The organism is Streptomyces gottesmaniae (assembly GCF_031845845.1).
Classification (GTDB): Bacteria; Actinomycetota; Actinomycetes; order Streptomycetales; family Streptomycetaceae; genus Streptomyces; species Streptomyces akebiae.
On the sequence record NZ_JAVRFJ010000009.1, the window covers coordinates 36,300 to 46,976 of the forward strand.

7 protein-coding genes are annotated in these 10,677 nt (G+C 70.6%); 1 reads left to right on the forward strand and 6 read right to left on the reverse strand.

Annotated elements, in window-relative coordinates; genetic code table 11:
* Positions 1-10 precede the first annotated feature (10 nt).
* The 5 genes from RM704_RS12445 to RM704_RS12465 form a co-directional block, all read right to left on the reverse strand.
* Positions 11-2,482 carry a CBM35 domain-containing protein gene (locus RM704_RS12445; protein WP_033526987.1) on the reverse strand — a complete coding sequence of 824 codons (2,472 nt, stop codon included), beginning with the start codon at positions 2,480-2,482 and terminating at the stop codon, positions 11-13.
* A gap of 112 nt (positions 2,483-2,594) precedes the next feature.
* Entirely contained in the window at positions 2,595-3,410 is an 816-nt protein-coding gene (locus RM704_RS12450; RefSeq protein ID WP_052145991.1) for a carbohydrate ABC transporter permease, read from the reverse strand.
* Positions 3,411-3,418: 8 nt separating this feature from the next.
* Positions 3,419-4,342 carry a carbohydrate ABC transporter permease gene (locus RM704_RS12455; protein WP_033526985.1) on the reverse strand — a complete coding sequence of 308 codons (924 nt, stop codon included), beginning with the start codon at positions 4,340-4,342 and terminating at the stop codon, positions 3,419-3,421.
* A 25-nt stretch (positions 4,343-4,367) separates the two neighbouring features.
* Positions 4,368-5,696 (reverse strand): ABC transporter substrate-binding protein, encoded by a 1,329-nt coding sequence (locus tag RM704_RS12460; RefSeq protein ID WP_033526984.1) that lies wholly within the window; start codon positions 5,694-5,696, stop codon positions 4,368-4,370.
* 127 nt (positions 5,697-5,823) lie between these two features.
* Positions 5,824-6,861 (reverse strand): LacI family DNA-binding transcriptional regulator, encoded by a 1,038-nt coding sequence (locus RM704_RS12465; protein ID WP_052145984.1) that lies wholly within the window; start codon positions 6,859-6,861, stop codon positions 5,824-5,826.
* A gap of 324 nt (positions 6,862-7,185) precedes the next feature.
* Here RM704_RS12465 and RM704_RS12470 point away from each other — a divergent pair, with 324 nt between their 5' ends.
* Complete coding sequence (locus RM704_RS12470) at positions 7,186-9,555, forward strand: glycoside hydrolase family 36 protein (protein WP_037657639.1); 2,370 nt, start codon at positions 7,186-7,188, stop codon at positions 9,553-9,555.
* 375 nt (positions 9,556-9,930) lie between these two features.
* Here RM704_RS12470 and RM704_RS12475 read toward each other — a convergent pair whose 3' ends face one another.
* Positions 9,931-10,665 (reverse strand): glycoside hydrolase family 12 protein, encoded by a 735-nt coding sequence (locus RM704_RS12475; protein WP_033526982.1) that lies wholly within the window; start codon positions 10,663-10,665, stop codon positions 9,931-9,933.
* Positions 10,666-10,677 lie beyond the last annotated feature (12 nt).

Genomic DNA, 10,677 nt, shown 5'->3' on the forward strand with positions numbered 1-10,677 from the left:
CGGTGTTGTCCTAGCCCACGACCCGGCCCACCTCGATCCGGTCGATGTTCGGCGCCCAGGCACCCGGGTTGCCGAAGGTCACCTTGTTGGCTCCCTTCCGCAGGTCGACGGGAACGCCCACGGTCCAGTAGTCGTCCCAGCCCCAGGTGTTCTTGAAGGTGACCGTGCGCGGTTCACCGTCCCCGACCGTGATGTCCGCCGTGCGGGACATGATGTCGGTGTTGTAGGCGTGGCCGTTGTCGCGGCGGTCGTTGTGCGCGTAGTGGACGACCAGGACGTAGCGGCCGGAGGTGGGGGCGTTCACCGTGAACTCGGCGGTGGAGTCCGCGCCGTTGCCGAGCCAGCCGATGTACGAACCGGCCGAGGCGTGGCGGGAGTCGACGAGCTTGGCGCCGCCGGCGAGGGTGGCCGTGGCGCCCTCGTACGTCAGGGTCCCGGTGGTCGAGCCGGCGCCCGTGACGTCGAGCGAGCGGACGGCGGTGTGCTTGGCGGTGGCGGTGATCCGGTTGTTGCCCGCCACGAGGTACAGCCGCAGCGGCCGGTCGGGCACCGCCGCCACCGACTGACCGTGCAGGGCGAGCCTCACCGGCGCGGACGCCCGGGGCACCACCCGGTAGTAGCCGTCGCGCGGGGCGTACACGTCGAAGACCGCCTTGTCGCCGGAGCGCAGGCCGAGCGCGCCGGTGCCGACACCCGCCGACGAGGAGTAGTCGTACGACGGCTTCCCGCTGATGTCGGCGAGCGTGGCCTCGTAGGAGGCGGAGGGCTCGGCGGTGCGGGCGGTGAGGTCGATCCGGTCGAGGGTGACCTCGGTGTCGCCCTTGGCCAGGGTCAACTGGTGGGTGCCCGCCGTGAGTCGGACGGTGAGGTCCTTCTTGGCGCGGTAGGTCCAGTTCTCGGTGGAGGGGTAGGTGACGGTGACCGGGTCGCCGCCGTCGACGATCAGCTTCTGGGTGGCCGGGGTCCCGGACTGGTTGCCGTACAGGATCGCCAGGTCGTACGTGCCGTCCTTCGGCACCGACACGGTGAAGTCGACCTTGCTGCCGGGCTGGTTGAGCGAGCCGACGTCCTTGGTGCCGGAGGCCGCGTAGCCGTTGGCGTTGGAGACGGTGCCCTGGGTGTAGACCTTGCCGTCGGTGAGGGCGGCGTCCTCGGCCTCGTAGGAGGCGCTCCACGGCACGGAGGGGGTGGTGGGGCTGCCGGAGCCGCCCGGGGTGAGGACGACGCGGTAGGCCGACATCTTGTGCAGGCCGCGCAGCGGGACGGTCACCGTGCCGTCGTCGGCGACCCTCACCTTCGTACGGGTCAGGACGCGCGGGGCGGCGTGCTGTCCCTCGTAGCCGGACCAGGCGGCCTCGGCGACGGTCGCGGTGACCGTGCGCCCGAAGAGGGACCGGGGGACCTTCCGGACCACGACGTCCGCGTCGCCGGCGGAGCCGCCGAGCAGGACCTGGGCCTGGCGGCGGGAGCTGTCGAGGGAGGCGAGGCCCTGGAGGGTGTCGATGGTGTCGGCCTGCGGCGGGGTGACCTTGACGGTGTTCCCGGTCAGGCCCGCGTACCAGCGGAAGAACCACCAGCCGCCGTTGGGGATGTTGGAGCGGACGACGTTGCCGTCCATGTTGCCGGCCGCGTCCCAGTAGGCCTGGTTGGCGTACACCTTGTTGCGCTCGAACATCGAGACCCACTGGACGAGTTGGCCCGGGACGGAGAGGTCACGGCGGTTGGCGTACTCGTCGATGTTGATCTTCAGGGGCTCGATGTCCAACTGCCGCTCGATGGAACGGTAGTCGTCGTAGTGGCCCTGGAAGTCGCGCAGCGAGCCGGAGCCCAGCTCGTGCCAGGTCATGATCTGGGGCAGGACGTTCTCGCGCTTGGCGAAGGTGAGGAAGTCGGTGATCAGACGCGAGTGGTAGCCGGACTCGTTGGGGCCGGCGATGGTCGCGTCGGGGTCGATGGCGCGGATGCGCTGGTAGACCGTCTTCCAGTCGCGGAGGAACCGGTCGCGGTTGGCCTCGTACTGCGCCGGGTCGGAGGCGTTCAGGCCGTACCAGATCAGGTCCGGTTCGTTGAAGGGGATGTAGACGAAGCGCTCGCTGTTCGGGTCCGCCGACACCTCCTTGGTGATCTTGTCGACCTTGGGGAGGTAGTCGTCGATGCCGAGGTCGTCGTAGGGCCACTTGGGATAGATGTCCTGCATCATCACCAGGACCTCGCCGCCGCCGTTGCGGAAGAAGGACCGGGAGACGGTGAGCGCGTCGCCGTTGGGGTGCTGGGCGCCGCCCTCCGGCTTCTGCGAGATGCTGGTGATCTTCAGCGGTGCGAGGGCCGCGTCACTGGGCACCCCGTCGTCGCTGAGCCCGTACAGCGCGCCGTTGGCGCCGCGCATCACCGGGCCCTCGGAGGCCGAGAGATCGACGGTGAGGCGCTGCGGATCGGCGGCCGCCGCCGCGGACGATCCGGTGGCGGGGAGGGTGCCTGCCATGACGGTGACTCCAAGTAGTGCTGTGACCAGGGCGGTTCTCGTTCGGGACCTGGTCCGGTTCCGGGCGCGGGCTCTCGTGCGGGTGGGGGTGATCACGCGGCTGGACCTCCGGTCATTTGACGGCTCCACTGGTGATTCCGGACACGATCTTTCGCTGGCCGACGAGGAAGACGGCGACCATCGGCAGGCTCATCACCACGACGTACGCGAAGACGAGATGCCAGTTGTTGAGGTAGAGCTGGGCGCTCGCGACCTTGTAGAGGTTGAGCGGGAGGGTCGCCCGGTCGCCGCTGCCGAGGACGAAGAAGGCGTAGAAGATGTCGCTCCAGGCGTAGAGCATCACCATGATCGTCGCGGTGGCGATGACGGGCCGGAGCAGGGGAAGGACGATCCGGGTGAAGATCCGGAACGGCTTCGCGCCGTCGATGCGGGCCGCTTCCTCCAGTTCCATCGGGATGGCGCGGATGAAGCCCGTCATGAAGAAGATCGACGTGGAGAGGTACATCCCGGTGTACACGGCGATCATCCCGGGCCGGGTGCCCGCCAGGCCGAGCTGCCGCAGCTCCATCACGATGGTGATGACGGCGGGCGGCAGCAGCAGGCCGCTGATGCACAGCGCGTACGCCGCCGAGACGAGCCTCGACTTCCGGCGGGCGAAGACCCAGGCGGCGCCCGCGCCGAGGATCAGCACGAGGACCACCGAAGGGACCACGACCAGCAGCGAGTTGAGGAGGCCGCGCAGCATCTCCCCCTGGGCCACGGCGTCCTCGTAGTTGGCGCCGGGCTGCCAGTGCGCCGGCGGGTCCAGGTTCGGCCGGATGGCCTCGGCCTGCGGCTTGGCCGAGGTGACGAGGACCAGCCACAGGGGGACACCGACGGCGAGCCCGGCGAGGAGGAGGACGAGAGCCGGGCGGCCGTAGCGCCACATCACCGTGCTCACAGCAGCTGCTCCCTTCGGCGCAACCCGATGACCAGCGGAATCGCGACGGCCACCACCACCAGGAAGAGCACCAGACTCATGGCCGAGGCCTGCGCGTACAGGCCCTGTCCGAAGATCCGGAACATGTAGATGTTGAAGACCTCGGTGGAGGCGGCCGGCCCGCCGCCGGTGGTGGCCTGCACGATGTCGAAGGTGTTCATCGAGCCGATGAGCGCCGTGGTGACGTTGAAGGTGAGGGCCGGGGCGAGCATCGGCCAGCGCACCGACCAGAAGGTCCGCCAGGGCCCCGCCCCGTCCATCCGCGCGGCTTCGAGCATGTCGCCCGGGATGCCCTTCAGCCCCGCCAGATAGATCAGCATCGACAGGCCCATCCACTTCCAGCCGTGGATGAGCGTGACCACGACGAGGGTCCAGGTCGTCGAGCCCAGCCAGGGGATGTCGGTGCCCAGGACCGCGTTGACGGCGCCGTCCTGGTCGAGGAGCGCCTGGAAGACGTACCCCGTGGCGAGTGCCGAGATGAGCACCGGCAGGAAGAAGACGGCACGGAAGAACCGGTTGAAGCGGGTGTCGTCCTCCAGCAGCAGCGCCAGCACCAGCCCGAAGACGTTCTGGAAGACGGCCGCGAGCAGCGCGTACAGCAGGGTGGTGCGGATCGCCCGGACGAGGCTGCCGTCGTCGGCGATGGTCGTGAAGTTGTCGAGGCCGGTGAAGGCGATGTCCGCGTGGTACGAGGACCAGTTGGTGAACGGGTAGTAGAAGTTGAGCAGGTTGGGCACCAGGAAGAAGCCCGCGAAGACGACGATCGCGGGGAGCGCGAACCACCAGGGGTGGTGCACGGCGGCCCGGGGCAGCCGCCCCACCCGCCGGGGTTCGCCTCTCCTGGGTGCCTGCTTGCGTGTACGTACGGCCGTGTCCGCCATCGAAGAGCCCTGTCTCTCGCCCCGGCTAGAAACCGGGCGCGCCCTGGGCCTTGGCCACCTGCGCGAACTGGTCCTGGATGGCCTGGGCGACCTGCCGCGGGCTCTTCTTGTCGAAGAGCATGTCGGCGAGATAGAGGTGGGTGTCCGGGGCGACGATCGCCTTGGCCTGGAAGACGCCGATGGCCGTGGGAAGAACCTCGACCTGGGCCTTCGATGCCTCGGGCAGGCCGCCCGGGGTCGGCACGGACGGCTGCACGGACGGGATCTTCATCGCCTTGATGTAGTCGGCGTAGTCGGGGCCGAGCCAGAACGCGAGGAACTGCCGGGCCGCGTTCTGCCGCTTGTCGTCACCCGTTTGGAAGGCGACCACACCGTTGGTCTGGTCGGGCGAATACAGGCCGGTGGCGGCGGAGTTGGCGATCGGGAACCAGCCGATCCTCTTGTCGATCTCCGCCGTGGAGTACTTGGCCTGCAACTGGCTCTGGAAGGACGTGACGTTGAGGACCATGCCCGCCTCGCCCTTCCACAGGGCGTCGGCCTGCCCGGTGAAGGTGCCCGTCCGGTAGTTCTTCTGGGCGAGTCCGGCGTCGAGCAGCTTCTCCTTGTACTTCTTGATCGCGTCGACGACGACGGGGTCGGTCCACTTCTCCTTGTTGGCGTTCAGGTCCGTCCACCACTGCTGGTCGAGGTCGGTGAGCTGCACCTGCATCTGCCACTGGAGGGGCCACTTGTCGCCGCCGGCCTCGTAGAAGGCGGCCGCGTCCGTGTCGTCGACCACTCGGTGACCGAGGGCGAGGAGTTCGTCGTACGACTTCGGGAAGTCCTTCTCGGCGATGCCGGCCTGCTCGAAGACGTCCTTGTTGTAGTAGACGCCGAGCATGGCGGGGCTGGTGACGATGGCCGCGTACCGCTTGCCGTCGATGACCCCGAGCGACTTCTCCGTGTCGCCGAGCTTGGAGACCCACTCCTCGCCGTCGAGGGTGAGCAGGTTCCGCTGCGGCTGGATGAAGGGCAGCGTGGAGACGGAGGGCTGCCAGAACATCAGGTCGGGGCGGTCGCCCGAGGCCAGTTTGGTCGGCACGTTCGACTCGTAGGGGTCGGGGACCGCCTGGGTCTCCACCTCGGCGCCGGTGGCCTTCTCGAAGGCGTCGATGACCTGCCGGGGCGCGGTGACCGTGTTCTGCGCGGTCCACATGGTCAGCTTCACGCCGTCGAGCCGGGCGGTGGGATCGACGGCCGTCCGCTTCGTGTCCGAGTCCGCGCCCGACGCCCCGGCCGTGGGATCGCTGCACGCGGTGGCGGCCAGGCCGAGGGCACATATGAGGGCCAGCGTCGGGAGAGCTCTTGTTTTCATCACGTGCCTTTCGAGAACAACAGGTGGTTCAGGGCAGGGCAGGATGCGGAACAGCTGTGCGCGGGCGGGGCGTTCGGGCGAAGTGCCAGTGGACTTTCGGGGGCGACTCGGGAGGCGACTGAGGAGGTCAGGGCTTCGCGGGCGGCGGCCCGACGCTCTCCCGCACCACCAGTTCCGGTACGGAGACGGGGTGCGGGGCGATCTGCGCGGACTCCTCGACCACCCCGTGCAGCAGGGCGAACGCGGCCCGGCCGAGGCCGGTGAAGTCCAGGCGCACCGTCGTGAGGGACGGGGTCAGAAAGGCGGAGTGCGGGGCGTCGTCGAAACCGGCGACGCTGACCTCCCCGGGTACGGACCGCCCGGCTTCGTGGAGCGCGCGCAGCACACCGAGCGCGAGGTCGTCGTTGCCGCAGAGGATCGCGGTCACCGCCGGGTCCCCGGCCAGTCGGAGGCCGGCCGCGTGACCGCCCGCCGGGCCCCAACTCCCCTGCACCGGACGGGGTTCGGGGGCTCCGGCCTCCTTGAGCGCCTGCCGCCAGCCGGTGGTACGGGCACTGGTCCGCCGGGTGCTGGACGGGATCGCGACGTAGTGCACGGTCTCGTGGCCGAGCGAGAGGAGGTGGCGGGTCGCCTCGTGGGCGGCCTCGCGGTCGTCGGTCCACACCCAGGGGCGGTCGCCACCGGGCGGGGCCGCGGGTGTCTCCACCACGCCCACGACCGGCAGTTCGGCGGGCACGGCCGCGAGGGCGGCGACCCCGGCCGGATCGTAGGCGATCACGATGAGACCGCCGCCCGCGTCCGCCGCCCGCTGCACCTCGGCGGCGACCGCGGCCTCGTCCGCGGACTCCAGTACTCCGATGCCGACCGCGTACGACGCCGCCCGAGCCGCCTCCTCGATGCCCTGGAGGATCGAGGCGTAGCCGTAGTGCGTGGTGTTCGCGGTCAGCACGGTCACGGCCCGGGTGCGCCCGCTGGCCAGCGCGAGCGCGGTGGCGTTGCGCCGGAAGCCCAGCTCGTCGATGGCCGCCAGCACGCGGTCCCGCGTCGACGGCTTGACGCTGGGGTGGTCGTTGATCACCCGCGAGACCGTCTGGTACGAGACTCCGGCGGCGGTCGCGACGTCCCGGATGCTCGCCGGGCGCCTTGTGTGACCGGTCACATTCATGCCAGGATTGTGACCGGTCACACAGCAGGCGTCAAGAGAACGTAACGACGGATTCACGCGGGCGCCTCCGGCTGCGGAGGACGCGCGGAGGGACGGTTCGGGACGACTCGGGATGGCTCAGGACGGCTGGAAACACCTCGGACGGCTCAAGACGGCTCGGGCGGATCAGGACGGCTCAGGAGGGGAAGCGACGTGGACGCGGGTGCGAGCGACTTCGGCGAAAGCGGTCAGACGGGCGGTCCGGCAGACGGTTCGACGGGCGGTCCGGGGGGCGGTTCGGCAGGCGGTCCGGGGGGCGGTTCGACAGGCGGTCCGGCGGTCGGCATGGCAGGCGGTCCGGCGGTCGGCACGACAGGCGGTTCGACCGGTTCCGAGCACACGGGCACGACCTTCACCTGGGGGCACCCGGCCATCGAGAGCGTGTTCGCGACGGCCGCGGACGGGACACTGCGGCTGATCCGGCTCGGTCCCTCCGGTGACACCGTGGATCCTGAGATCGCGCTTCCGCTCGTCGAGTTGACCGCCTTCGGGCACGGCAGCGGGTGGTCCGGGCCACGGTTCACGGGGACGGCGTTCGGGGCGGGGCTCCAGTACCGGGGACACCGTGCGAACGTGGGTGTAGGTGGCGGGGACGGCGACGGCGACTGGGCGCGGCTGACCGTCGAACTCCACGACCCCGCGACCGGGTTGACCGCGTTCGTCGAGCTGTCCTCCCCCGCCGGCGTCGCCGTCCTGCGCTCCCGGGTGCGGCTGCGCAACGACGGGGCCGAGCCTCTCGTCGTGCAGTCCGTCAGCAGCCTTGTCCTCGGCGGGCTGCCCTCCCCCGACCTCCTGGAGGTGCACCGGGCTCGCAACGACTGGCTCGCCGAGTGCCGTTGGTACGCCGAGCCGCTTCGGGCGACGGTCGCCGACATCAGCGTCGAGGCCCATCAGCACGACAGCCGGGCGGCGCTCGCCCTCACCGGACGCGGGAGTTGGCCCAGTGACGGGCATCTGGCGATGGGGGCGCTCACGGAGCGAGGAGGGGGCCACGAAGGGAACGCGGTCGCAGAGGGGGGCGCAGGCCGGAGCGAAGGCCAGGGCCGGGCCTGGGTCTGGCAGGTGGAGTCACCGGCCGGTTGGCGCTGGGACCTGGGGGAACGCGCGCACGGCACGTATCTCGCGCTGAACGGGCCGACGGACGCGGAGCACCAGTGGCGGGTGCGGCTCGCGCCCGGCGACACGTTCACGACCGTGGCGGCGGCGCTCGCGCTCGGGGCGCGGGACAGCGGCTCGGGGCTCGATGACGCGTGGGCGGCGCTGACCGCGTACCGCCGTGCCGTTCGCCGTCCCCATCCCGACCACGCCACGCTCCCCGTCGTCTTCAACGACTACATGAACACGCTGATGGGCGACCCGACCACCGCGAAGCTGCTGCCGCTGATCGACGCGGCGGCGGACGCGGGCGCGGAGTACTTCTGCATCGACTCCGGCTGGTACGACGACACGGTGGACGGGGGCTGGTGGGACGGCGTCGGCGCATGGCTGCCGTCGTCACGCCGGTTTCCCGCGGAGGGTCTGGACGGCGGAGGGACGACGGAGTCCGGCGTCTCCGCGACCGGGGACGGCGCCGGAGCCGGGGCCGGAACCGGGGCCGGAGCGCGCACCCTCTCCGACGGCGGGATCCGGGCGGTGCTGGACCGGATCCGGGAGCGCGGCATGGTTCCCGGGCTCTGGCTGGAGCCCGAGGTCGTCGGCGTCCGCAGCGCGGTCGCGGCGGAGCTGCCGCCGGAGGCGTTCTTCCAGCGGGACGGGGTGCGGCTGACCGAGCAGGGTCGTCACCAGCTCGACCTGCGCCACCCGGCGGCCCGTGCCCACCTCGACAAGACGGTGGACCGTCTCGTCGGGGACTGGGGCGTGGGCTATCTCAAGCTCGACTACAACATCGTGATCGACCCCGGCACCACCGGCCCGGGCGACCTCTCCCCCGGCGCCGGCCTCCTGGGGCACGCCCACGCGTACCTGGACTGGCTCTCCGACGTCCTCGACCGCTACCCGCACCTCGTCGTCGAGAACTGCGCCTCCGGCGGTATGCGCATGGACGGCGCCACTCTGGCCGTGGCCCAGCTCCAGTCCACCAGCGACCAGCAGGACCCCTTGCGCTACCCCCCGATCGCCGCCGCCGCGCCCACCGCGGTCCCCCCGGAACAGGGCGCCGTCTGGGCCTACCCGCAGCCCGAGTACGAGGACGATCTGATCGCCTTCACCCTCGGCGGCGCCCTCCTCGGGCGCATCCACCTGTCGGGACACCTGGACCGCATGACGGAACACCAGCTCACCCTCGTGCGCGAGGCGGTGGACACGTACAAGTCGATCCGCGGCGACCTGGCCGGGGCCGTGCCGTTCTGGCCGCTCGGCCTGCCGGGCTGGACGGACGAGTGGCTGGCCCTGGGGCTGCGGATCCCGGGCGGACACGGACCGACGTACCTGTCCGTGTGGCGCAGAGGCGGTGCGGCCGAAGTACGCCTGCCGGTACGGCACTTGGCGGGTACGGGCCTCCACGTACGCACGGAGATCCTGCACCCGTCCGCGGCACGGGCGGACTCGCCGACGTCCTGGGACCCCCGCACCGGCGAACTGCGGGTGGCGGTGCCGCGCACCCCCGGCGTGTTGCTGATCCGTCTGACGCCGGAGGACGGAACGGAGGCCTCGTAGGACTCCGTCGGGCCTGTCTCGGTCTTGAGGGTCGGCCAGGCAGAGGCCGGTGGGGTGCGCCCCTGTCGGTCAGGAGCCTCTGCCAGGGCGGCGAGGAGGTCGCGGGTGCCGCGGGCATCGTCGCCATGGACACCCGCCCCGACACCGCCGGGCCGCAGGCGGGGATGGCGGCGATGGCGGCGGTGACGCGTTCCCGGGTGGCCGGCGTGGCGAGCCGTACTGATGCCCAGCCGGCGCGCAGCGTCTCGGCCCCGACGGAGTCGTACCGGTGGGGTGCCCGAGGCCCGGAAGGTGTCCGGGCCGGTGCCGCGTGGGGGCACGGCACCGGCTCGGACTCGCCCGCGGGCCTACCTACGGCTCACGGCCCACCGCACGTCAACTGCTGCTGACTGTCAGGTTGTTGGTGGCGAAGTCCAGGCCTCCCGAGGACGAGGTGACCTCGAAGCCGAACTGCACGTCGCCGATGGTCTCGTTGCCCATCCAGCCCTTGGTGTCCTTGATCCACTTGAGGACGGGGAGGATCTGGACCGTGCCGGAGGTGGAGTCCGAGGTGCGCAGGAAGGAGAACACGTCCCAGTACGTGCCGTCGGACCGGTAGGCGCGGCCCTTGTAGACGTTCCAGCTGTGGCCGCCGAGCGTCACGCTCTGCTGGAAGGTGCCGAGGGCACCGACGGCGCCGTTGTAGTTGACCCAGAGCATGATCTCGTAGTCGTAGTCCGTGTCCCAGACGTCGTACGAGGTGTTGTACGCGCCCGAGGACGGGACGGTGACGTTGTAGCTGCTGTTGAGGGAGCCGAGCGAGGTGATCGTCTTGTTGATCACCTTCTTGGAGTTGGGGTACGACTTGATGCCGCCGGTGTTGGGGTGGTTGGCCCAGACGCCCCAGTTGGTACCGGAGTTGGCCCAGATGCACTGACTGCCGGCGCCGGAGCCCCAGATGTTGTTGTAGAGCGTGTAGCCGTTCAGGCTGGTGTTGCCCCACTGGTCGCACGAGTTCCAGACGGCGGCCGAGGCGGGGGCGGAGGCGAGACCGATCGTGGCGCCGAGCGCCAGTGCGGGGGCGAGAAGGGCTTTGCCGATCCGGCCCAGGGTGCGGGTGCGTGTTGCCATGGGTGTCGGTTC